Source organism: Streptomyces sp. NPDC088157 (genome assembly GCF_044741545.1).
Taxonomy (GTDB): Bacteria; Actinomycetota; Actinomycetes; order Streptomycetales; family Streptomycetaceae; genus Streptomyces.
Window position 1 is genome coordinate 49,632 of the sequence record NZ_JBIUSU010000014.1, and the last position, 23,063, is coordinate 72,694.

At 70.6% G+C, this 23,063-nt stretch carries 19 protein-coding genes; 15 read left to right on the forward strand and 4 right to left on the reverse strand.

Going from position 1 to position 23,063, the window contains the following annotated elements; translation table 11 throughout:
• The first annotated feature begins 105 nt into the window (after positions 1-105).
• The 8 genes from ACIPFH_RS39765 to mutM all read left to right on the forward strand — a co-directional run bounded on the left by ACIPFH_RS39765 (position 106) and on the right by mutM (position 8,767).
• Positions 106-3,267: a helicase-related protein gene (locus ACIPFH_RS39765; RefSeq protein WP_401834387.1), complete on the forward strand. Its 3,162-nt coding sequence runs from the start codon at positions 106-108 to the stop codon at positions 3,265-3,267.
• Between the two features lie 452 nt (positions 3,268-3,719).
• Positions 3,720-4,304 (forward strand): 16S rRNA (guanine(966)-N(2))-methyltransferase RsmD, encoded by a 585-nt coding sequence (rsmD, locus tag ACIPFH_RS39770; RefSeq protein ID WP_401834389.1) that lies wholly within the window; start codon positions 3,720-3,722, stop codon positions 4,302-4,304.
• A gap of 26 nt (positions 4,305-4,330) precedes the next feature.
• Positions 4,331-4,810: a pantetheine-phosphate adenylyltransferase gene (coaD, locus tag ACIPFH_RS39775; RefSeq protein WP_401834548.1), complete on the forward strand. Its 480-nt coding sequence runs from the start codon at positions 4,331-4,333 to the stop codon at positions 4,808-4,810.
• A gap of 111 nt (positions 4,811-4,921) precedes the next feature.
• Complete coding sequence (locus ACIPFH_RS39780; protein WP_401834391.1) at positions 4,922-5,989, forward strand: ATP synthase F0 subunit B; 1,068 nt, start codon at positions 4,922-4,924, stop codon at positions 5,987-5,989.
• A gap of 184 nt (positions 5,990-6,173) precedes the next feature.
• Complete coding sequence (locus tag ACIPFH_RS39785; protein ID WP_401834394.1) at positions 6,174-6,827, forward strand: YceD family protein; 654 nt, start codon at positions 6,174-6,176, stop codon at positions 6,825-6,827.
• Positions 6,828-6,829: 2 nt separating this feature from the next.
• A complete protein-coding gene (rpmF, locus tag ACIPFH_RS39790; protein WP_007493396.1) occupies positions 6,830-7,003 on the forward strand; it encodes a 50S ribosomal protein L32 in 174 nt (57 codons plus the stop codon).
• 19 nt (positions 7,004-7,022) lie between these two features.
• Positions 7,023-7,826: a ribonuclease III gene (rnc, locus tag ACIPFH_RS39795; protein ID WP_401834397.1), complete on the forward strand. Its 804-nt coding sequence runs from the start codon at positions 7,023-7,025 to the stop codon at positions 7,824-7,826.
• 80 nt (positions 7,827-7,906) lie between these two features.
• Positions 7,907-8,767, forward strand: coding sequence for a bifunctional DNA-formamidopyrimidine glycosylase/DNA-(apurinic or apyrimidinic site) lyase (mutM, locus tag ACIPFH_RS39800; protein ID WP_401834399.1), 861 nt, complete (start codon positions 7,907-7,909; stop codon positions 8,765-8,767).
• Here mutM and ACIPFH_RS39805 read toward each other — a convergent pair.
• The gene (locus ACIPFH_RS39805) at positions 8,740-9,141 is read right to left on the reverse strand and encodes a winged helix-turn-helix transcriptional regulator (RefSeq protein WP_401834402.1); all 402 of its coding nucleotides are present in this window, start codon (positions 9,139-9,141) and stop codon (positions 8,740-8,742) included. The genes mutM and ACIPFH_RS39805 overlap by 28 nt on opposite strands.
• A gap of 105 nt (positions 9,142-9,246) precedes the next feature.
• On the opposite strand from ACIPFH_RS39805, the gene ACIPFH_RS39810 reads away from it, so the two are divergent.
• Positions 9,247-9,834 (forward strand): flavodoxin family protein, encoded by a 588-nt coding sequence (locus tag ACIPFH_RS39810; protein WP_401834404.1) that lies wholly within the window; start codon positions 9,247-9,249, stop codon positions 9,832-9,834.
• Positions 9,835-9,880: 46 nt separating this feature from the next.
• Here the strand turns inward: ACIPFH_RS39810 and ACIPFH_RS39815 are convergent, their stop codons facing one another.
• Complete coding sequence (locus tag ACIPFH_RS39815; RefSeq protein ID WP_401834406.1) at positions 9,881-11,023, reverse strand: CAP domain-containing protein; 1,143 nt, start codon at positions 11,021-11,023, stop codon at positions 9,881-9,883.
• A gap of 198 nt (positions 11,024-11,221) precedes the next feature.
• On the opposite strand from ACIPFH_RS39815, the gene ACIPFH_RS39820 reads away from it, so the two are divergent.
• The 4 genes from ACIPFH_RS39820 (at position 11,222) to ACIPFH_RS39835 (ending at position 17,662) form a co-directional block, all read left to right on the forward strand.
• Positions 11,222-11,503, forward strand: a complete 282-nt coding sequence (locus ACIPFH_RS39820; RefSeq protein ID WP_356255658.1) for an acylphosphatase — start codon at positions 11,222-11,224, stop codon at positions 11,501-11,503.
• A gap of 380 nt (positions 11,504-11,883) precedes the next feature.
• Positions 11,884-12,087, forward strand: coding sequence for a hypothetical protein (locus tag ACIPFH_RS39825; protein ID WP_020128723.1), 204 nt, complete (start codon positions 11,884-11,886; stop codon positions 12,085-12,087).
• Positions 12,088-12,351: 264 nt separating this feature from the next.
• The gene (locus ACIPFH_RS39830) at positions 12,352-16,026 is read left to right on the forward strand and encodes an AAA family ATPase (protein ID WP_401834408.1); all 3,675 of its coding nucleotides are present in this window, start codon (positions 12,352-12,354) and stop codon (positions 16,024-16,026) included.
• A gap of 217 nt (positions 16,027-16,243) precedes the next feature.
• Positions 16,244-17,662 (forward strand): sugar porter family MFS transporter, encoded by a 1,419-nt coding sequence (locus ACIPFH_RS39835; RefSeq protein WP_401834410.1) that lies wholly within the window; start codon positions 16,244-16,246, stop codon positions 17,660-17,662.
• An 87-nt stretch (positions 17,663-17,749) separates the two neighbouring features.
• Here ACIPFH_RS39835 and ACIPFH_RS39840 read toward each other — a convergent pair whose 3' ends face one another.
• Positions 17,750-18,721, reverse strand: a complete 972-nt coding sequence (locus ACIPFH_RS39840; RefSeq protein ID WP_356255649.1) for an LLM class flavin-dependent oxidoreductase — start codon at positions 18,719-18,721, stop codon at positions 17,750-17,752.
• 171 nt (positions 18,722-18,892) lie between these two features.
• Here ACIPFH_RS39840 and ftsY point away from each other — a divergent pair, with 171 nt between their 5' ends.
• Positions 18,893-20,098 (forward strand): signal recognition particle-docking protein FtsY, encoded by a 1,206-nt coding sequence (ftsY, locus tag ACIPFH_RS39845; protein WP_401834412.1) that lies wholly within the window; start codon positions 18,893-18,895, stop codon positions 20,096-20,098.
• Between the two features lie 165 nt (positions 20,099-20,263).
• On the opposite strand, the gene ACIPFH_RS39850 is transcribed toward ftsY, so the two are convergent.
• Positions 20,264-20,920, reverse strand: coding sequence for a bifunctional DNA primase/polymerase (locus ACIPFH_RS39850; protein WP_356255643.1), 657 nt, complete (start codon positions 20,918-20,920; stop codon positions 20,264-20,266).
• A gap of 447 nt (positions 20,921-21,367) precedes the next feature.
• Here ACIPFH_RS39850 and ACIPFH_RS39855 point away from each other — a divergent pair, with 447 nt between their 5' ends.
• Positions 21,368-22,852 carry a hypothetical protein gene (locus tag ACIPFH_RS39855; RefSeq protein ID WP_401834416.1) on the forward strand — a complete coding sequence of 495 codons (1,485 nt, stop codon included), beginning with the start codon at positions 21,368-21,370 and terminating at the stop codon, positions 22,850-22,852.
• Positions 22,853-23,063 lie beyond the last annotated feature (211 nt).

A 23,063-nucleotide genomic window follows, 5' to 3' on the forward strand; every position in this document is an offset into this window, starting at 1 on the left:
GTAACCGCGGATGATGGCCGGAGCGCGCCATCCTAGAGCCGGAACGAGCCGCCTGACCAGGGGTTTCGGGACACGTATACGGCAATGTCAGTGGCGTGGTGTGCAATGGATCTCGTGCCCGCGCTGAAAGAACCACTGGAACAGCCACTGAAGTCAGTGCTCGGCCCCGCCACCGCGAAGGTGATGGCCGAGCACCTCGGCCTGCACACCGTCGGCGACCTCCTGCACCACTACCCCCGCAGATACGAGGAGCGCGGCCAGCTCACCCACCTCGCCGACCTCCCCATGGACGAGCACGTCACCGTGGTCGCCCAGGTCGCCGACGCCCGCCTGCACAGTTTCGCCTCGGCCAAGGCCCCCCGAGGCAAGGGCCAGCGCCTGGAGGTGACCATCACCGACGGCAGCGGCCGGCTCCAGTTGGTCTTCTTCGGCAGCGGCGTCCACAAACCCCACAAGGACCTCCTGCCCGGCACGCGCGCGATGTTCGCCGGCAAGGTCTCGGTCTTCAACCGCCGCCTCCAACTCGCCCACCCGGCCTACGAACTGCTGCGGGCCGACACCGACGAATCCGTCGAGACCTGGGCCGGCGCGCTCATCCCGCTCTACCCCGCCACCGCGAAACTGGAGTCCTGGAAGATCGGCAAGGCGATCCAGACCGTCCTGCCCAGCGCGCAGGAGGTGCTGGACCCCCTCCCCGACTCCCTGCGTGACGGCCGCGGCCTCGTCTCCCTCCCCGAGGCCCTCCTGAAGATCCACCGCCCGCACACCAAGGCGGACATCGCCGACGCCCGCGCCCGCCTGAAGTGGGACGAGGCGTTCGTCCTCCAGGTCGCCCTCGCCCGCCGCCGCCACGCCGACGCCCAACTCCCGGCCGTCCCCCGCGTGCCCGCCCCCGACGGCCTCCTCACCTCCTTCGACGCCCGCCTGCCCTTCACCCTCACCGAAGGCCAGCAGAAGGTCTCCAAGGAGATCTTCGACGACCTGGCGACGGACCATCCGATGCACCGGCTGCTCCAGGGAGAAGTGGGATCGGGCAAGGCCCAGCCGCTCGACTCCCTCGTGCTCACCCCCGCCGGTTTCCGCCGGATGGGGGACATGGCGGTGGGGGACGAAGTCGTCGTCCCCGACGGGGAGATCGCCCTTGTCGACGGCGTCTTCCCGCAAGGAGAGCGGGAGGTCTGGCGCCTGACGCTCTCCGACGGGAGCTCCGTCGAGTGCGACGACGAGCATCTCTGGATCGTCCACACGGACTCCGACCGGCAGCACGGTCGAGCACCCAAGGTCATGACCGCCCGCGAGATCCGCCTGGACCGGCTCGAGGGGGACGGATCCCCGAAGTGGTACCTCCCGGCACCCACTCCCGTGGACCTCGGGGGCGACTCGGCGCTGCCCTCGGATCCCCGCCTGTTCGGCCGGGGACTGCGCAACGCCTCGTCCCGGCGCGAGCCGGGCTCGACCATGAGCGACGGCGGCATCCGTCAGGGCGGTGCGGACGCCTTCGTACCCGACGAGTTCAAGAACACGTCGATCAAGAACCGGCTCGCGCTGCTGCAGGGATTCCTGGAAGCCGACGGCACGGACCGGGCCGACGGCACGGACGGGGCCCACGTCAGCGACGGGGCCCACGTCAGCGACGGGGCCGACGGCTCCGTCGACGCGTACGGCACGCGCACGTCGTTCCGCTCACCGTCACGAAGGCCGGCGGACGACCTCGCCTGGATCGTGCGCTCACTGGGCGGCTGGGCGCGGATCCGGCCGGAGGGAGACCTGTTCCACGTCTCCCTGGTCCTGCCGGAGGAACACTTCCCGCCCGGCGGGACCCACGGGACCGGCCACACGCCGCCCGGGCCGGAGCACGACAGCGTCCGCCGCGCGATCCACGCGGTCGAGTACGTGGGACGCAAGCAGGTCCAGTGCATCAGCGTCGCCCACCCCAGCCATGCCTACGTCACCGACAACTTCACCGTCACCCACAACACCATGGTGGCCCTGCGCGCCATGCTCGCCGTGGTCGACGCCGGCGGACAGGCCGCCATGCTCGCCCCCACCGAGGTCCTCGCCCAGCAGCACCACCGCTCCGTCGTCGAGATGATGGGCGAGCTGGCCCAGGGCGGGATGCTGGGCGGGTCCGACCAGGCCACCAAGGTCGTGGTGCTGACGGGGTCCATGGGCGTGGCCGCCCGCCGGCAGGCACTGCTCGACCTGGTCACCGGGGAGGCCGGCATCGTGATCGGCACCCACGCGCTGATCGAGGACAAGGTCCGATTCCACGACCTCGGGCTGGTCGTGGTCGACGAACAGCACCGCTTCGGCGTGGAACAGCGCGACGCCCTGCGCGGCAAGGGCAAGCAGCCCCCGCACCTGCTCGTCATGACGGCCACGCCCATTCCGCGCACCGTCGCCATGACCGTCTTCGGCGACCTGGAGACATCCGTCCTCGACCAGCTCCCGGCCGGCCGTTCGCCCATCGCCAGCCATGTCGTCCCGGCCGCCGACAAGCCCCACTTCCTGGCCCGCGCCTGGGAGCGGGTCCGCGAGGAGGTCGCGAACGGCCATCAGGCGTACGTCGTCTGCCCCCGCATCGGCGACGAGGAAGAGGAGAAGAAGGCCGGCCGGGCCAAGAAGAAGTCGCCGGAGGACGAGGCCGAGAAACGGCCGCCGCTCGCCGTCCTCGACATCGCCGACCAACTCGCCAAGGGCCCGCTGCACGGCCTCAGGGTCGAGGTCCTGCACGGCCGTATGCCCCCGGACGACAAGGACGCCGTCATGCGCCGCTTCGCCGCGGGCGACCTCGACGTCCTGGTCGCCACGACCGTCATCGAGGTCGGCGTCAACGTGCCGAACGCCACCGCGATGGTGATCATGGACGCAGACCGCTTCGGCGTCTCCCAGCTGCACCAGCTGCGTGGCCGGGTCGGCCGGGGCTCGGCACCCGGCCTGTGCCTCCTGGTCTCCGAGATGCCGGAGGCGAGCGCGGCCCGCCAGCGGCTCAACGCCGTCGCCTCTACTCTCGACGGCTTCGAACTCTCCCGCATCGACCTCGAGCAGCGCCGAGAGGGCGACGTCCTGGGCCAGGCCCAGTCCGGCGCCCGCTCCAGCCTGCGGGTGCTCGCGGTCATCGAGGACGAGGAGGTCATCGCGGAGGCGAGGGAGGAGGCGGCCCGCCTGGTCGCCGCCGACCCGGAACTGAAAACCCTGCCCGGCCTGCGCACGGCCCTCGACGCCCTCCTGGACGAGGAGAGGGAGCAGTACCTGGACAAGGGCTGAAGGGATGACCCGGGCGCGGAGGAAAGCAGCTGCCGACCCCCTCCCTCCGACGCGCTGTCCGCGCCGCGCCGCACCTGCGTCGTCCACACCTGCCTTGCCCTGTCCCGTCCCGCCCCGTTCTCACCCGCCCCGTTCTCACCCGCCCCGTTCTCACCCGCCCCGCCCCGTTCTCACCCGCCCCGTTCTCACCCGCCCCGCCCCGTTCGCACCGCCCCGGCCGCACCCGCCCCGCCCCGTTCGCACCCGTCCTGCCCGTCCCGGCCGTCCCGTCCCGTCGGCGCTGTCCGCGCCCTGCCGCCACCGGACCGTGCGGCTCGCCGGCGGGCAGCCGCTCCAGGGGCAGAGCCCGGCCGCGATGGACCGTCCACAGGCCCCCGCCACAGAGCGCCCTCATATCCGCGCCTGCCAAACTGGACCGGTACCCGTACCCGCCCCCGAACAAGGACCCCGAGATGACCCGCGTGATCGCCGGCGCAGCCGGTGGACGTCGCCTGGCCGTCCCGCCAGGGACCGGCACCCGCCCCACCTCCGACCGCGCACGCGAGGGCCTCTTCTCCACCTGGCAGTCCCTGCTGGGCGGCCCCCTCGACGGCGAACGCGTCCTCGACCTGTACGCGGGCTCCGGCGCCGTGGGCCTGGAGGCCCTCTCGCGGGGCGCGGGCCACACCCTCCTCGTCGAGGCCGACGCGCGAGCGGCCCGCACGATCCGGGAGAACGTGAAGACCCTGGGCCTGCCCGGCGCCGAGGTCAGGGCCGGCAAGGCCCGGCAGATCATCGAGACATCGCCGGCAGCCCCGTACGACCTCGTCTTCCTCGACCCCCCGTACGCCGTCTCCAACGACGATCTTCGGGAGATCCTGCTCACACTCCGCTCGGGGGGCTGGCTCGCGGCCGATGCCCTCGTCACCGTGGAGCGCAGCACCAGAGGCGGGGAGTTCCCCTGGCCGGACGGTTTCGAAGCACTTCGGGCCCGTCGCTACGGCGAGGGAACGTTTTGGTACGGTCGCGCCGCCTCTACGTGCGAAGACGCACGATGACCGGACTGGAGAGCGAGGGACCACAAGTGCGCCGTGCCGTCTGTCCCGGGTCGTTCGACCCGATCACCAACGGACACCTCGACATCATTTCCCGCGCCTCTCGTCTGTACGACGAGGTCTATGTCGCGGTCATGATCAACAAGTCCAAGAAGGGCCTGTTCGAGATCGACGAGCGGATCGACCTGATCCGCCAGGTCACCGCCGAGTACGGCAACGTCCGGGTCGAGGCCTTCCACGGCCTCCTCGTCGACTTCTGCAAGCAGCGCGAGATCCCGGCCATCGTCAAGGGGCTGCGGGCGGTCAGCGACTTCGACTACGAGCTGCAGATGGCCCAGATGAACAACGGCCTCTCGGGCGTCGAGACGCTGTTCGTGCCCACCAACCCCACGTACAGCTTCCTCTCCTCCTCCCTGGTCAAGGAGGTCGCCACCTGGGGCGGCGACGTCTCCCACCTGGTGCCGCCGCTGGTCCTGGCGGCACTCGGCGAGCGGCTGCGCCAGGACTGACCCCCGGACCGGCTTCCTGACGGCCCGTCACCCGGTGTCCCGCGGACACCGCATGGCCGTACAGTCGTCCCGTCCGTCTCCAACACAGCTGTAGAGAGTGGCGAGCAACCGGTGGACGTGCAGAAGAAGCTCGACGAGATCGTCACGGCGGTCTCCAGTGCCCGGTCGATGCCGATGTCGGCTTCGTGTGTGGTCAACCGCGCGGATCTGCTCGCCCTGCTGGAAGAGGTGCGCGCGGCCCTTCCCGACTCCCTCGCCCAGGCCGAGGAGCTGATCGGCGGCCGTGAGCAGATGGTCGAGCAGGCTCGCCAGGAGGCCGAACGGATCATCTCCACCGCGCACGCCGAACGCGGTTCCCTGATCTCCGGGACCGAGATCGCGCGCCGCTCCCAGTCCGAGGCGGACCGCATCCTCGCCGAGGCCCGCAAGGAGGCCGAGGAGGTGCGCGCGGAGGCCGACGACTACGTCGACTCCAAGCTCGCGAACTTCGAGGTCGTCCTCACCAAGACCCTCGGCTCGGTCGGCCGCGGCCGCGAGAAGCTCCTCGGCACCGGACCCGGCATCGACGAGAACGGCTACGAGGACGAGGACGCCCCCGAGCGCAGCCACGACCCCGAGACCCTGCGCCGCGACGCCGACGCCTACGTGGACACCAAGCTGGGCGCCTTCGAGGCCGTCCTCGCCAAGACCCTGGACGCGGTCGGCCGCGGCCGCCAGAAGCTGCACGGCCGCATCGCCTCGGACGACCTCGGCGCCCTCGCCGACGACGCCACGACGTTCCAGCACTCCTCCGACGCCGACTACCTCGCCGACCTGACCGCCCTCGCGGAGCAGGACGCCGCGGCCGCGCAGCCCCTCCAGCAGCCGTACGACCAGCAGGAACCGCAGTCGGCGTACGGCTACCAGCAGCAGCCGGACCCCTATGGCGGCTATCAGCAGCAACAGCAGCAGGCTTACGGCGGACAGGACGCGTACGGCTACCAGCAGCAGGCCGACCCGTACGCATACCAGGGCTACGACACCCAGCAGGCCCCCTACGACCCGAACCAGGCCGTGCAGCAGCCCCAGCAGCCCCAGGAGGCTCAGCAGGGGTACGCCCTGGACGAGACCAGCCTCTTCGACACCGGCATGATCAGTGCCGAGCAGCTGCGCGCCTACGAGCAGGGACGCGGGCTGTAGAACCGCCGCGGAACCCGCCGGCGGAACCCGCCCGTCGTGCCCGCGGAGGCCGGGGCGGGGACCGGATTGGGCTGTGGGCGAAAGCTCCAGTATCCTGGCTCTTCGGTCGCGTGTACGTCCGTGATCAAAGCTGCCCGCAACACCAAGGGGCAGTGCCCCCGAGCTCAGAAGATCGAAAGCAGGAATGGCCCTGAACGCCCGCCTCGACCACCGCAAGCCTCTCGTGTTCGACACGCACGAGCTGGGGCGGCGGCCCGGTGCGCTGCAGCGCCTGACCCGTGAGATCGACGCTCCCAGGGATCTCGGGATCCAGGGAGTGATCGGAGTGCCGGAAGGCGCCCCGGTCGAGCTCGAGCTCCGACTCGAGTCGGTCATGGAAGGGGTGCTCGTCACGGGCACCGCCCGTGCACAGGCCGAGGGGGAGTGCGTAAGGTGTCTGGAGCCGCTTGAGCTGGAGCTCGAAGCGGACTTCCAGGAGATGTTCTCGTACCCTGACGCCGACGACCGGGGCCGCCCCAAAGCGGAGCCGGTCGACGACGCCGAGGAAGACGAGGACAGGCTCTTCATCGAGGACGGCTTGTTCGACCTCGAGCCCGTGCTGCGTGATGCGGTGGTGCTCGCACTGCCGATGCAGCCGGTGTGCCAGGACGACTGTCTGGGTCTGTGCTCCGAGTGCGGAGCGCGGCTCACGGACGACCCGGACCACCACCACGACGCCACCGACATCCGTTGGGCGGCACTGCAGGGACTCGCCGGTTCACTCGAAGACGGCGAGAAGGACGAGATGAGTGGCGAAGCGCCTCGATCGGCGCGCGCCAACGAGAAGCAGGAGAAGTAGCCGTGGCTGTTCCGAAGCGGAAGATGTCGCGCAGCAACACGCGCCACCGCCGGTCGCAGTGGAAGGCTGCGGTCCCCACCCTGGTTGCGTGCGAGCGCTGCCACGAGCCCAAGCTGCAGCACATCGCGTGCCCGTCTTGCGGCACCTACAACAAGCGCCAGGTCCTCGAGGTCTGAGCGGCTGGTGAGAGGCTCCATGTCTGACGCCAAGGCGGACACGACCGCCAAGAACAAGGCGGACACGGCCTCGTCCCACACGCTTCTGGAAGGGCGGCTCGGCTATCGGCTCGAGTCCGCCCTTCTGGTGCGTGCGCTGACCCACCGTTCCTTCGCATACGAGAACGGCGGCCTGCCGACGAACGAGCGGCTGGAGTTCCTCGGGGACTCCGTGCTCGGCCTCGTCGTCACGGACACGCTGTACCGCACCCACCCCGACCTGCCCGAAGGCCAGCTGGCCAAGTTGCGGGCCGCGGTGGTCAACTCGCGTGCGCTGGCGGAGGTCGGCCGTGGCCTCGACCTGGGTTCCTTCATCCGGCTCGGCCGGGGTGAAGAGGGCACGGGCGGCCGGGACAAGGCGTCCATCCTCGCCGACACCCTCGAAGCGGTGATCGGCGCGGTCTATCTCGATCAGGGCCTCGACGCGGCCTCCGAACTGGTGCACCGCCTGTTCGACCCGCTCATCGAGAAGTCCTCGAACCTCGGTGCCGGCCTGGACTGGAAGACCAGTCTCCAGGAGCTCACCGCGACCGAAGGCCTCGGTGTCCCCGAGTACCTGGTCACGGAGACCGGCCCCGACCACGAGAAGACCTTCACTGCTGCTGCCCGCGTCGGAGGCGTCTCGTACGGCACCGGCACCGGCCGCAGCAAGAAGGAGGCGGAGCAGCAGGCCGCCGAGTCCGCATGGCGGTCCATCCGGGCCGCGGCGGACGAGCGCGCCAAGGCGGCCGAGGCCGTCCCGGCCGCCGACGGCAGCCCGGCCACCGAGTCCGCCTCCGCCTGACCAACAGCGGAACAGTAGACAGCGGTACGAGACGAGCGCCCGCCCCCGCTGGGGGGCGGGCGCTCCGTACGGGAGACCCCATGCCCGAGTTGCCCGAGGTCGAGGTCGTCCGGCGCGGTCTGGAGCGATGGGTCGCCCAGCGCACCGTCGCCGACGCGGAGGTGCTGCACCCCCGTGCCGTACGCCGTCATCCGGCCGGCGCCGACGACTTCGCGCACCGGCTCAAGGGCCACCGCATCGGCACGCCCAGCCGTCGCGGCAAGTATCTGTGGCTGCCGCTGGCGGACACGCGCCAGGCGATCCTGGCCCACCTCGGCATGAGCGGTCAGCTGCTGGTCCAGCCGCACGAGGCCCCCGACGAGAAGCACCTGCGCGTCCGGGTGCGCTTCGCGGACGAGGTCAACACCGAACTGCGCTTCGTCGACCAGCGAACCTTCGGCGGGTTGTCGCTGCACGACACCACCCCCGACGGCCTTCCGGACGTCATCGCGCACATCGCCCGTGACCCCCTCGACCCGCTGTTCGACGACGAGGGGTTCCATCAGGCCCTGCGGCGCAAACGCACCACCATCAAGCGCGCCCTGCTCGACCAGTCGCTGATCAGCGGGGTCGGCAACATCTACGCGGACGAGGCGCTGTGGCGCGCCCGCCTTCACTACGACCGTCCGACCGGGAACTTCACGCGCCCGCGCACGCTCGCACTCCTGGGCCATGTCAGGGACGTGATGAACGCGGCCCTCGCCGTGGGCGGCACCAGTTTCGACAGCCTGTACGTCAACGTCAACGGCGAGTCGGGCTACTTCGACCGGTCGCTGGACGCCTACGGCCGCGAGGGCCTGCCCTGCAGGCGGTGTGCGACGCCGATGCGCCGGCGCCCGTGGATGAACCGGTCCAGCTACTTCTGTCCGAAGTGTCAGAAGGTGCCGCGCATCCCGTCGTAGCGTTCCCGGGCGGCCAGCACGTCACCCATGCGTCCCTCGACGCAGTGGATGAGGGACAGCAGTCGCTCGGCCACCTCGCGTCCCAGCGGGGTCAGTTCGTAGTCCACGCGGGGCGGGTTGGTCGGCTGGGCCTCGCGGTGCACCAAGCCGTCGCGCTCCAGCGCGTGCAGCGTCTGCGACAGCATTTTCTCGCTCACGCCGTCGACCCGGCGGCGCAGTTCGTTGAAGCGCAGCGGGCCTTCGTACAGCGCCCCGAGCGTGAGCCCTCCCCAGCGGCCCGTGACGTGCTCCAGCGTGCCGCGCGAGGGGCAGGATCTGGCGAACACGTCGAACGGGAGGTCCTGGTCCTCCGCGTGCTCCTGGGTGATGTCCATGAGTCAAGCGTACGCGAAAGCAGCGCTAGCTGACAGATTGCACTAACTAAAAGTTAGTGATTTCCTGTGGTTACCGCTTTTGAGCTGCGCATCCGAGGAGTACGCATGTCCGCCCCCGTTGTCTCCGTCGCCTATCACTCCGGCTACGGCCACACCGCCGTCCTCGCCGAGGCAGTTCGCGCCGGGGCCGCCGATGCCGGCGCCGAGGCACATCTGATCAAGGTCGACGAGATCACCGAGGAGCAGTGGACGCTGCTCGACGGCTCGGATGCGATCGTGTTCGGTTCACCGACCTATATGGGGACCGCGTCCGGCGCCTTCCACGCCTTCGCCGAGGCGACCTCCGCACGCTGGGCCACTCAGGCCTGGAGGGACAAGCTGGCCGCCGGGTTCACCAACTCCGGGTCCAAGAGCGGCGACAAGCTGCACACGCTCCAGTTCTTCCAGATCCTGGCCGCGCAGCTGGGCATGCACTGGGTCAATCTCGGTCTGCTGCCCGGCTGGAACAGCAGCACCGGCTCCGAGAACGACCTCAACCGCCTCGGCTTCTTCCTCGGTGCGGCCGCGCAGACCAACGCCGACGAGGGTCCGGAGGCCGTCCACAAGGCCGACGTCGCGACGGCGGAGCACCTGGGCCGGCGGATCGCCGAGACCGCGCAGGTCTTCCTGGACGGGCGGGCCCAGGCTGCTTGATCGTTTCTGCGGGTCCGTCACCCGCCGTTCGATCCCTTTGCGGCCCTCAGTAGCCGAAGTCCTGCGTCCACCAGGGGCCGCCGGAGCCGAAGTGGACACCGACGCCCAGCGTCTTGAAGTCGCAGTTCAAAATGTTCGCCTTGTGGCCGGGGCTGTTCATCCAGGCTTCCATGACCGCCGCCGCGTCCGACTGGCCGCGGGCTATGTTCTCGCCGCCGAGGCCGGATATCCCGGCCTTCGCCGCGCGGTCCCACGGGGTCGCCCCGTTCGGATCGGTGTGGTCGAAGAAACCGCGCGCGGCCATGTCGTCGCTGAACTTCTCGGCGAGGTCCGACAGCGCGCTGTTCGCGGCGACGGCACTGCAGCCGACCTTGGCGCGCTCCTCGTTGACCAGCTTCAGCACCTCGGCCGCGGCCTGCGCCTCGGCCGGGACCGTCACCGGGGACTCGGACTTCTCCGGCGCCTTGGTGGCCGTCTTCTTCGACTTGGACGGGGTGGTCTTCGGCTCCTTCGAAGGCGGGGCCTGCGGCTTCTCGGTTGCCGTCTCGGTCGGCGCCGCCGACGAGGCGGAGGCGGAAGGAGAAGAAGGGGGTGACGTCGACGGCGAAGTGGCGGGCGAGGTCGACCGGCCCGCGTCGCGGCTGGTCGACGTACCGCCGCGTTCGGTCTCCGCGGAGCCGGACGTGCCGCCCTGCTCGGAGGCCGAGTTGGTCGGGGAGCCGGCAGCCTGCACCTTGTCGGCCGAGCCGCCGCCGCCGAGCTGGTAGCTGTCGAGACCGGGCACCACGCCCGTGGCCACCGCGACGGTGCCGATCGCGACCGCCGCGGAGACGCCCAGCAGACCCGTCTTGACCGGCGTGGCGACCTTCCTCTTCCGGCGGCGGCCCGCGGCTGCCCGGGCCGAGTCGGGCCGCAGCGCACCGCCGTCGGGCCGGAAGTCGTCCGCCGCGAACACCGCGGTGTCCGCGTGGGCGCCGTCGCCGGTGGCGAACAGGTAATCCTGGCTTCTGGCGACGGAGTCGGCGTACGCCTCGGGGTTCAGATACGGCGCGATGCCCATCGTGGGGCGGTCGTCCGCGTAGGAGTCCCGCGAAGTGTGACTGTCCGCGTGCGAGCCGTGCGTCTGTGTGACCCCCGTGGCGCGGCCCGTGGCGGCGCGGCCGGCGGCGGAGCGTCGGTGGCGTCCCATGTCCTTGCCTTCCTCGTCCAAGCGGTGTTCCCAACGGCCGGCCGGAGTGCTGGGGCGACGTGCGCCTCCTGCTCCCTCTGGTCAACCTGACTCACTCGATCGAGTGAGTTTCATATGAGAATCATTGGGTGGGGACGGTACCCCATGGCCCTGAGTGAGGAAGTGCTCCGAGCGACTTTGCCCGGTTAGGTTGCACCCATGAGCGAGGATGTACGGCTGGTCGCCTGGGTGCGCGGACATGTCCAGGGCGTGGGTTTCCGCTGGTTCACACGGGCCAAGGCGCTGGAGATCGGCGGCCTGAGTGGTTTTGCTCTCAATTTGGCCGACGGAAGGGTTCAGGTCGTCGCCGAGGGGGCCCGTGAGGGCTGCGACGGACTACTCGGTTGGCTCCTGAGTGACGACACGCCCGGACGCGTGGACGGCGTCACCGAGATTTGGGACACACCGCGCGGCGGTTACGACGGCTTCGCGATCCGCTGAGCAATCCGTGCGAAACGGCGCCGTGCGAGGGGTGAAACATGCCAATGGCAGCTGCCCCCAGCAGAAAGTGGCAGGTGGTTGCCAAGAATCGCTTGCAGTGGGAGGCTCCGCACGCAAGGATGATCGCCACGCCCTGAGGGCCCCGCAGGAGTCGCAGCGCCGCCGTTCAGGCCGCGCGCCACCGGGTCGCCCGCCAATACGGGGCGTGATCGTGTTGACCGTCAAACTTTTTGGTGAGACGCTGAAAGCACCCCCCGCACCTCAGCTGTTTGGCGTGGATGAACGGCAGAACAAACAAGATCCTGCCAGACACCGCGGGTGCGAATCCCTCACGACCCACACCGCTTCGGTCGGTCACTCATTGTGGAGGACCATCCATCATGGCAAAGGCGCTTCTCGGTTACGTCGGCGGCTCCGACCCGCGACTCCTCGCCGAGATGCGACGGCTCCAGCAGCGTGTACAGGATCTGGAATCCGAGCTCGGACGGATCCAGGCCGAGAACGACGCGCTGACGGCTGCCGCTTCTCACGAATCGCTTCTGGAGAGCATCGACGCACGCCAGGCGGAGCCTGCGCTCACCTGATCGCTGCACCGCTGCACAACGGCAAACGCAGTGGTCGGGCGGCTCGTCTCAACCGCGTCGGACCGCTAAGTCGTAAGAGTTTGCAAGGGACGCTTCGGCGTCCCTTCTTTCTTTTCCCCGTCTTCCCGGCCCGTCGCCCCGCCCGCTCTTTTGCTTCCCCCGCGCACCCTTTCAGTCTCTTAACGTTTGGTGTGCCCTGCGCGTTCATGGGCGAAACCGCGGGTTCATGGAGTGAGACATCGCCGGAAGGTAGAGTCCAGCGCCGTGCACCTCAAGGCCCTGACCCTCCGGGGGTTCAAGTCGTTCGCCTCGGCGACCACGCTCAGGTTCGAACCGGGGATCACATGTGTCGTCGGGCCGAACGGCTCGGGCAAGTCCAATGTCGTCGACGCGCTCAGCTGGGTCATGGGCGAGCAGGGCGCCAAGTCGTTGCGCGGCGGCAAGATGGAGGACGTCATCTTCGCCGGCACGACCGGCCGCCCCCCGCTGGGACGCGCCGAGGTGTCCCTGACCATCGACAACTCCGACGGGGCGCTGCCCATCGAGTACGCCGAGGTCACCATCACGCGGATCATGTTCCGCAACGGCGGCAGCGAGTACCAGATCAACGGCGACACCTGTCGGCTCCTCGACATCCAGGACCTGCTGTCCGACTCCGGCATCGGCCGCGAGATGCATGTCATCGTCGGCCAGGGCCAGCTCGACTCCGTCCTGCACGCCGACCCCATGGGCCGCCGCGCCTTCATCGAGGAGGCCGCGGGCGTCCTCAAGCACCGCAAGCGCAAGGAGAAGGCGCTCAGGAAACTGGACGCGATGCGGGCCAACCTCGCGCGCGTGCAGGATCTGACCGACGAACTCCGGCGCCAGCTCAAACCCCTCGGCCGCCAGGCCGCCGTGGCCCGCCGCGCCGCCGTCATCCAGGCCGATCTGCGCGACGCCCGCCTGCGCCTCCTCGCCGACGATCTCGTACGGCTGCGTGAGGCCCTGCAGACCGAGGTGGCCGACGAGGCCGCCCTCAAGGAACGCAAGGAAGCCGCCGAGCAGGACCTGCGCAAGGCCCTCCAGCGGGAGGCCCTGCTGGAGGACGAGGTCCGCCGGCTCGCACCGCGCCTCCAGCGCGCCCAGCAGACCTGGTACGAACTGTCCCAGCTCGCCGAACGCGTCCGTGGCACGATCTCGCTCGCCGACGCGCGCGTGAAGAGCGCCACCTCCGCGCCGCCCGAGGAGCGTCGCGGCCGCGACCCCGAGGACATGGAGCGTGAGGCCGCCCGCGTCCGCGAGCAGGAGGCCGAGTTGGAGGCCGCCCTGGAAGCGGCCCAGCACGCGCTCGACGACACCGTCTCCCACCGCGCCGACCTGGAGCGTGAGCTCGCCGTCGAGGAACGGCGGCTGAAGGACGTCGCCCGGGCCATCGCCGACCGCCGCGAGGGCCTGGCCCGGCTGAACGGCCAGGTCAACGCGGCCCGTTCGCGGGCGGCCTCCGCCCAGGCCGAGATCGACCGGCTGGCCGCCTCCCGCGACGGGGCCCAGGAGCGGGCCGTCACCGCCCAGGAGGAGTACGAGGCGCTCCAAGCGGAGGTCGACGGCCTCGACGCGGATGATCAGGACCTCGGTGAGCAGCACGAGACGGCCAGACGACGGCTCGCCGAGGCGGAGGCCGCCCTCACCTCCGCCCGAGAGGCGGCCACCGCGGCCGAACGCCGGCGCGCCGCGACCCAGGCACGCCACGAGGCCCTGGCGATGGGCCTGCGCCGCAAGGACGGCACGGGCGCGCTGCTCGGCGCGCAGGACCGGCTGAACGGCCTGCTGGGCCCGGCGGCCGAACTGCTGACGGTGACGCAGGGGTACGAGGTCCCGCTCGCGGCGGCTTTCGGGGCGGCGGCGGACGCCCTCGCCGTGACCACTTTGTCCGCCGCCGCCGAGGCGATCCGCCTCCTGCGCAAGCAGGACGGCGGACGGGCCTCGCTGCTGCTGGCAGGAGCGCCGGAGGAGCAGGCGCCGGCCGTCCACGACCGCGCGGGCGCCCCGGCTGCCGATGACTCGTCGGGCGGCCGCGTCGCCGGTCTGACGGCGTCCGGTGAGGGGACCGTGGCGGGAGAGGGTCTGAGGCCGGCCCCGGCCGGTGGCGGCGCCGGAGGGTTCCTCCTTGCCGCCGAACTCGTGCGGGGTCCCGCCGAGCTCATGCCCGCCGTGCGGCGCCTCCTGCGAGGGATCGTCGTCGTCGGCACGCTGGAGGACGCCGAGGATCTCGTCCACGCCCGTCCCGAGCTCACCGCCGTCACCGCCGAGGGCGACCTGCTCGGGGCGCACTTCGCGCACGGCGGCTCCGCCGGGGCGCCCAGCCTGCTGGAGGTGCAGGCCTCCGTGGACGAGGCCGCCGCCGAGCTCGACGAGCTGGCCGTGCGCTGCGCGGAGTTGACCGGGGCACAGCACGCGGCCGGGGAGCGGCGCGCTGAGTGTGCCGCGCTCGTCGAGGAGCTGGGGGAGCGGCGGCGGGCCGCCGACCGGGAGAAGTCGGCCGTGGCCCAGCAGCTCGGGCGGCTCGCGGGACAGGCGCGGGGCGCCGCCGGTGAGGCCGAGCGGTCCACGGCGGCCGCGGCCCGGGCACAGGAGGCGCTGGACCGGGCCGTGGAGGAGGCAGAGGAGCTGGCCGAACGGCTGGCCGTCGCCGAGGAGATGCCGGTCGAGGAGGAGCCCGACACCTCCGCGCGGGACCGGCTCGCCGCCGACGGGGCCAACGCCCGGCAGACCGAGATGGAGGCCCGGCTCCAGGTGCGTACGCACGAGGAGCGGGTGAAGGGGCTGGCCGGACGGGCCGACTCGCTGGACCGGGCCGCGCGGGCGGAACGCGAGGCACGCGCGCGTGCCGAACAGCGGTGGGCACGACTGCGGCACGAGGCCGCCGTCGCGGAGGCCGTCGGCTCCGGTGCGCGGCAGCTGCTCGCGCACGTCGAGGTGTCCCTGGGGCGGGCCGAGGCGGAGCGGGTCGCCGCCGACGCGGCCAAGGCGCGGCGCGAGCAGGAGCTGGCCGCCGCCCGCACCGCCGGCCGCGACCTCAAGGCCGAACTCGACAAGCTGACGGACTCGGTCCACCGGGGCGAGGTGCTCGGCGCCGAGAAGCGGATGCGGATCGAGCAGCTGGAGACCAAGGCGCTGGAGGAGCTCGGGGTGGAGCCCTCGGGGCTGGTCTCCGAGTACGGTCCGCACCAGCTCGTGCCGCCCTCGCCGCCCGCCGAGGGCGAGGTGCTGCCGGAGGACCCCGAGGATCCGCGCAACCAGCCGAGGCGTTTCCTGCGGGCCGAGCAGGAGAAGCGGCTGAAGGCGGCCGAACGTGCCTACCAGCAGCTCGGCAAGGTGAACCCGCTCGCCCTGGAGGAGTTCTCCGCGCTGGAGGAGCGTCACAAGTTCCTCAGTGAGCAGCTGGAGGACCTCAAGAAGACCCGCGCCGACCTCCTTCAGGTGGTGAAGGAGGTCGACGAGCGGGTCGAGCAGGTCTTCACCGAGGCGTTCCGGGACACCGCACGGCAGTTCGAGGGCGTGTTCAGCCGGCTGTTCCCGGGAGGTGAGGGACGGCTGTTCCTGACCGATCCCGACAACATGCTCACCACGGGCGTCGACGTCGAGGCCCGGCCGCCCGGCAAGAAGGTCAAGCGGCTCAGTCTGCTCTCCGGCGGTGAGCGGTCGCTGACCGCCGTCGCGATGCTGGTGTCGATCTTCAAGGCCCGGCCCAGCCCGTTCTACGTCATGGACGAGGTCGAGGCAGCCCTCGACGACACCAACCTCCAGCGGCTGATCCGCATCATGCAGGAGCTCCAGGAGTCCTCGCAGCTGATCGTGATCACGCACCAGAAGCGCACGATGGAGGTCGCCGACGCGCTGTACGGCGTCTCCATGCAGGGCGACGGTGTGTCGAAGGTCATCAGCCAGCGTCTGCGCTGAGCCGCCCGAAGCGGGGTACCCGTAGCCAAGCTCCGGGGCATTACTTCAAGAGTTGAACACATTCCCCTCACCTGTGCCTTGAAAGGTCATACGTAACCTCTCTTGACTTCGACACTTGAAGGAATAGTCTCGGCACCGTTGCTTTTACCTTCAGGTACCACCTATCTGGAGGGGTTGATCCCGTCGGCGGCGTTGCCGGCGGCCCGAGGAGTTGAACGTGACCAGCACAGAGCAGGCACAAAAGTCAGGAGCCGGCACGGCTCATCCCGATCATCTCGGGCACGTCATCTTCATCGCGGCGGCGGCCGCGATGGGCGGCTTCCTCTTCGGCTACGACAGCTCCGTCATCAACGGCGCGGTCGAGGCCATCCGGGACCGCTACGACGTCGGTTCCGCGGCCCTGGCGCAGGTCATCGCCATCGCCCTGATCGGCTGCGCCATCGGCGCCGCGACCGCCGGCCGCATGGCCGACCGCATCGGCCGCATCCGGGTCATGCAGATCGCCGCCGTGCTGTTCACCGTCAGCGCCGTCGGCTCGGCCCTGCCCTTCTCGCTGTGGGACTTCGCCCTGTGGCGGGTCGTCGGCGGCTTCGCCATCGGTATGGCCTCCGTCATCGGCCCCGCCTACATCGCGGAGGTCGCCCCGCCCGCCTACCGCGGCCGCCTCGGATCCTTCCAGCAGGCCGCCATCGTGATCGGCATCGCGATCTCGCAGCTGGTCAACTGGGGTCTGCTGAACTCCGCCGGCGGCGACCAGCGCGGCGAGCTCATGGGCCTGGAGGCCTGGCAGGTCATGCTCGGCGTCATGGTGGTCCCGGCCGTCCTCTACGGTCTGCTCTCCTTCGCCATCCCCGAGTCCCCGCGCTTCCTGATCTCCGTCGGCAAGCACGAGCGGGCCCGCGGCATCCTCGAAGAGGTCGAGGGCGAGAAGATCGACCTGGACGCCCGCGTCGCCGAGATCGAGCACGCGATGAAGAGCGAGCACAAGTCCACCTTCAAGGACCTGCTCGGCGGGTCCTTCTTCTTCAAGCCGATCGTCTGGGTCGGTATCGGCCTGTCGGTCTTCCAGCAGTTCGTCGGCATCAACGTCGCGTTCTACTACTCCTCGACGCTGTGGCAGTCGGTCGGCGTCGACCCGACGGAGTCGTTCTTCTACTCCTTCACGACGTCGATCATCAACATCATCGGCACCGTGATCGCGATGATCTTCGTGGACCGCGTCGGCCGCAGGCCGCTGGCCCTCATCGGCTCCGTCGGCATGGTCGTCGGCCTCGCGCTGGAGGCCTGGGCGTTCTCCTTCGACCTGGTCGACGGCAAGCTGCCGGCCACGCAGGGCTGGATCGCCCTGGTCGCCGCCCACGTGTTCGTCCTCTTCTTCGCGCTGTCCTGGGGTGTGGTCGTCTGGGTCTTCCTCGGCGAGATGTTCCCCAACCGGATCCGTGCCGCCGCCCTCGGTGTGGCCGCCTCCGCACAGTGGATCGCCAACTGGGCCATCACCGCGAGCTTCCCGTCGCTGGCCGACTGGAACCTCTCCGCGACCTACGTGATCTACACGGTCTTCGCCGCGCTCTCCATCCCGTTCGTCCTGAAGTACGTCAAGGAGACGAAGGGCAAGACGCTGGAGGAGATGGGCTGAGCCTCCCCAGGAGGCTCCTGATCTCGAGGAGCCGGGCCAAGTCCCCGCTGCCCGCTCCTCGATACCCGTAGAACGTGCCGCCCCGGCTCACCCGTCGAGCCGGGGCAGCACGTTCTCGCAGAACAGCCGCAGACCGCGCCATCCCTCCGCCGTCGGCATCCCACCGGCCAGCGGATGCAGGACGAGGTTGTCGAGCCCCTGCTCCACGCACTCGTCCGGCGTCAGGATCCGGTACACGCCCTCGTCACGGAGTTCCCGGACGCTTCCCGCCGCCGACCGCACCGCCGAGCGGATCTCGCCGGACTGCCAGGAGGCGTACGTCCGTGCCTCGTGCAGGAAGTGCTCGCCGTACTCGGCCCACGCCCGGTCCGGATCCTCGGCGATGTGCAGCAGCGGGGTCTCAGCGGCCGGCATCATCGTCCAGCCCTCCGTCCCGTACTCCACGAGCCGCTCCTTGTAGTACGCCTCCAGCTCCGGCAGGTGCGCGCTGGGGAAGAAGGGCAGCCCGAGCCGGGCGGCCCGGCGGGCGGCGGCCTGCGAGGACCCGCCGACGAGCAGCAGGGGGTGCGGCTCGGAGGACGGACGCGGGGTGACCCGTACCGTACGGCCCCGGTACTCGAACTCCTCGCCGGTCCAGGCCTTCAGCAGGGTGTCGAGCAGCTCGTCCTGGAGCCGCCCGCGCCGCTTCCACTCCACCCCCGCTCGGGCGTACTCCTCGGGCCGGTACCCGATCCCGGCGACCGTGACCAGCCGGCCCCCGCTCAGCAGATCGAGCACCGCGATGTCCTCGGCCAGTCGCAACGGGTCGTGCAGCGGGCCGATCACCGCCGAGACCGTGACCGCGAGCCGCCGGGTCGCGCCGAGCACGGCGCCCGCGAAGGCGAACGGTGACGGCAGCCAGTTGTTCTCGACCCCGTGGTGCTCCTCGGTCTGCACGGTGGTGATCCCGCACTCGTCGGCGTACGCGGCCATCTCCAGAGCGGCCCGGTAACGATCACCGAGCTCTGCCGGGGTCGCGCCGGGAGCGACGAGGTTGAAACGAACGACGGTGACGGGCATGGGAGAGCCCCCTTCGCCGGGCGGGTGGGTGCCGATGCGGGAGGACGTTAGCTGACGGGCCATCAGGTAACCAGGGGTGGAGCACGTCCCGACGAGGTGGAGATGTTTGCCGCCGTTCGGCCGGGCCGCCACCCGCCCCGGCGGGGAGGGGTCACGCATACTGGCTCTGTTATGGAAACCGTCATCCTTGCTGTAGTCATCGCCGTGGTCGTGCTCGGTGTGCTGGGCGGGCTCGTCATCGGCAGCCGACGGACGAAGTCGCTGCCCCCGCCGCCCCCCACCGCGCCCGACATCACCGCCCCTCCGGCCGAGCCGCAGGTCGGCGACGAGGCCGAGACGCCGCGCGACGAACCGCGCCGCACGATCGAGGAGGTGGATCTTCCCGACGGCGGCTCGACCGGTACCGCCGTCGAGGAGCCACCCGTTGTCGAGGCTCCGGGAATCGAGATCCCGGAGCCCACCGAGGGGCGGCTGATCCGCCTCCGCGCCCGCCTGTCACGCTCGCAGAACGCCCTGGGCAAGGGCCTGCTCACGCTGCTCTCGCGTGAGCACCTCGACGAGGACACCTGGGAGGAGATCGAGGACACCCTGCTCACCGCCGATGTCGGTGTGCAGCCCACCCAGGAGCTGGTCGAGCGGCTGCGCGAGCGCGTCAAGGTGCTCGGCACCCGCACCCCCGAGGAGCTGCGCGGCCTGCTGCGCGAGGAGCTGCTCAAGCTGGTCGGCACCGAGGTCGACCGCACCGTGAAGACCGAGCCCGAGGAGCGCAAGCCGGGCATCGTGATGGTCGTCGGGGTCAACGGCACCGGCAAGACCACCACCACGGGCAAGCTCGCGCGCGTGCTCGTGGCCGACGGGCGGACCGTCGTCCTCGGCGCCGCCGACACCTTCCGCGCCGCCGCCGCCGACCAGCTCCAGACCTGGGGCGAGCGCGTCGGCGCCCACACGGTGCGTGGCCCCGAGGCGGGCGACCCCGCCTCCGTCGCGTTCGACGCGGTGAAGGAGGGCAAGGAGATGGGGGTCGACGTCGTCCTCATCGACACCGCGGGGCGGCTGCACACCAAGACCGGGCTCATGGACGAGCTCGGCAAGGTCAAGCGGGTCGTCGAGAAGCACGCGCCGCTCGACGAGGTGCTGCTCGTCCTCGACGCCACCACCGGGCAGAACGGTCTCGTCCAGGCCCGTGTCTTCGCCGAGGTCGTGAACATCACCGGCATCGTCCTGACCAAGCTGGACGGCACGGCGAAGGGCGGCATCGTGGTCGCGGTCCAGCGCGAGCTGGGCGTCCCGGTCAAGCTGATCGGACTCGGCGAGGGCGCGGACGATCTGGCGCCGTTCGAGCCGGAGGCGTTCGTTGACGCCCTTATCGGGGACTGACCGGCCACCTGTCGGCAGCGGTACGGCTGCGAGCAGCGCCCGCCCCCGGGTTCGGTGGGAGCGGGCGCTGCCGCTTCTCGCGCCTGAACCGGCGCCGCTGTGACGGATCCGGTCGTCGGCCCTCGGGCCTCCGCGGTGGATGGCCGCGCCGGCCGGGCGGCAGGTCTACGCCCGTGAGCGATGGGCGACGTACGCCAGAGTGCCCAGCAGCAGGCGGGCCTGCGGGGGGCGGGTCGCCGAGTCCAGGGCGGGTGGACGCAGCCAGCGCACCGGGCCGAGTCCGCCGCGGTCGGAGGGCGGGGCCGTGACGTACGCACCTGGGCCGAGGCCGCGCAGGTCCAGGGCGGTCGGGTCGTCCCAGCCCATGCGGTACAGCAGACCGGTCAGTTCGGCGGCGGCGCCGGGGGCGACGAAGAACTGGGTGCGGCCCTCGGGGGTGGCGGTGACCGGGCCGAGGGGAAGGCCCATGCGCTCCAGCCGGACCAGGGCGCGGCGGCCGGCGGGCTCCGCGACGTCGATCACGTCGAACGCGCGCCCGACGGGCAGCATGACCGCGGCTCCAGGGAACTCCGACCAGGTCCTGCTCACGTCGTCGAGAGTGGCTCCGGCGGGGACCCGGGGGGCGAACCCCAGGGGATGCGCGCCGGGTTCGCGGCAGTCGGGGCGTCCGCACGAGCAGACGCCCGCCGCGGCCCGCGCGCCGGGCACCGCGTCCCAGCCCCAGAGGCCCGTGAACTCGGCGACGGCGGTGCACTCGGACGAGCGACCGCGCCTGCGCGCGCCGGAGCGGATCTCGCGGATGCCGCCGATCGTGAAGCCCATGCCCCCTCCAACGGGTCCGACGCGCCGATGGTTACGCAGCGGTCCGGATGTGTGACTCTGTGTGCTCCCGCTACCCGCCGGCCGCTCGATCCTGCCGGCGCCTCGAAGTGCTCCGGGTGGCGTGCTCGGCTGTGTGCGCCCCTGAGTGCTTCGCTCCGCTCACTCCCGGCCGTCCTCTGTCAAGTGAATCGTGCGCAGGTCATCGGGAGTTCATTCGAAGGGGTGGCGAATGGTGGCGTTTCCGGGATCTGCGTGGCTGGACCCGTGATCGTAGGATTACTTTGAGTGTGCGGGTCCTGGAGGCACATGCGCTTGTGGGTATGCCGGAGGCAAGTCGGCTTTCCGTTCGAAGGGTGACAAGTGCCGTACGGCGGGCCGTATTTACCGGCATTCTGATAAGGCTTGGCGCACTCAGTGACAAGTGGTCTCAGGGATGGGGGCGTTCCAGTGAGCGGCAACGGCGGAAGCGGAAGTAGCGCTGCGGGTGCGGACAAGCGCCCGAACGAGTTGCTCGCCTCGTGGTTCGTGCGCAGCGGCTGGTCGAAGGGTGAACTCGCCCGTCAAGTCAACCGTCGAGCCCGTCAGTTGGGTGCCAACCACATCTCCACGGACACCTCGCGCGTACGCCGCTGGCTGGACGGCGAGAACCCCCGCGAGCCCATCCCCAGGATCCTGTCGGAGCTGTTCTCCGAGCGGTTCGGCTGTGTCGTCTCCGTCGAGGACCTCGGGCTGCGCGCGGCGCGCCAGGCGCCCTCCGTGACCGGTGTCGACCTGCCGTGGACGGCGCCGCAGACGGTGGCCCAGCTCAGCGAGTTCTCGCGCAGCGACCTGATGCTGGCCCGGCGCGGCTTCCTCGGTACCTCGCTGGCCCTGTGCGCGGGCCCGTCCCTCATCGAGCCCATGCAGCGCTGGCTCGTCCCCTCGCCGCCCGCCCCGCTCGAGGAACCGGACTCGATGCCGACCAGCCGGGCCCGCGGCCGGCTCTCCAGGCCCGAGCTGGACCTGCTGGAGTCCACCACCGTGATGTTCCGGCAGTGGGACGCCCAGTGCGGCGGCGGTCTGCGCCGCAAGGCGGTCGTCGGGCAGCTGCACGAGGTGACGGACCTCCTCCAGGAGCCCCAGCCCGAGGCCACCGCGAGGAGGCTCTTCAAGGTCGCCGCCGAGCTGGCGGAGCTCGCGGGCTGGATGAGTTACGACGTCGGGCTCCAGCCCACCGCGCAGAAGTACTTCGTCCTCGCCCTGCACGCGGCCAAGGAGGCCGGTGACCGGCCGCTCGGCAGTTACGTGCTGTCCAGCATGAGCCGCCAGATGATCCACCTCGGCCGGCCCGAGGACGCCCTGGAACTGATCCACCTCGCGCAGTACGGCAGCCGGGACTGCGCGAGCCCGCGCACCCAGTCCATGCTGTATGCGATGGAGGCCCGCGCCTACGCCAACATGGGGCAGCCCGGGCGGTGCAAGCGGGCGGTGCGGATGGCCGAGGACACCTTCGCCGACTCGGACGAGTGGGACGAGCCCGACCCCGACTGGATCCGCTTCTTCTCCGAGGCCGAGCTGTACGGCGAGAACAGCCACTCCTTCCGCGACCTCGCCTATGTCGCCGGCCGCAGTCCCACGTACGCGTCGCTGGCCGAGCCCCTGATGCGCAAGGCCGTGGAGCTGTTCGCGGGCGACCGCGACCACCAGCGGTCGTACGTGCTGAACCTGATCGGCATGGCCACGGTGCACCTCCTCCAGCGCGAGCCCGAGAAGAGCGCCGGCCTCGCCACTCAGGCCATGCAGGAGGCCAAGAAAGTGCGCTCGGAGCGCGTCAACACTCGTATTCGAAAGACCGTCGACAGCGCCGTACGCGATTTCGGGGATCTCTCCGCGGTCGTGGACCTGACCGAGCGGCTCACCATCGAGCTGCCGGAGACGGCGGAAGCGGTCTGATCCGGCTGATCCACAACGCAAAACCCATGTACCCCGGCCGCGGCCGGTCCTCCCGAACTGCCCGACTCGGCTCCCCCATGCCAGGTCATCGGAAGGCCGCCCGCGGCCGGTTTGCTGCCTTCGTCGAAGGTTGCGCCACGATAACGATCCCCTCGCCGAACATCAGCCAGTTCATCGAGGCGTAACGCGCAGGGCGCCTTCGTCACAGCGG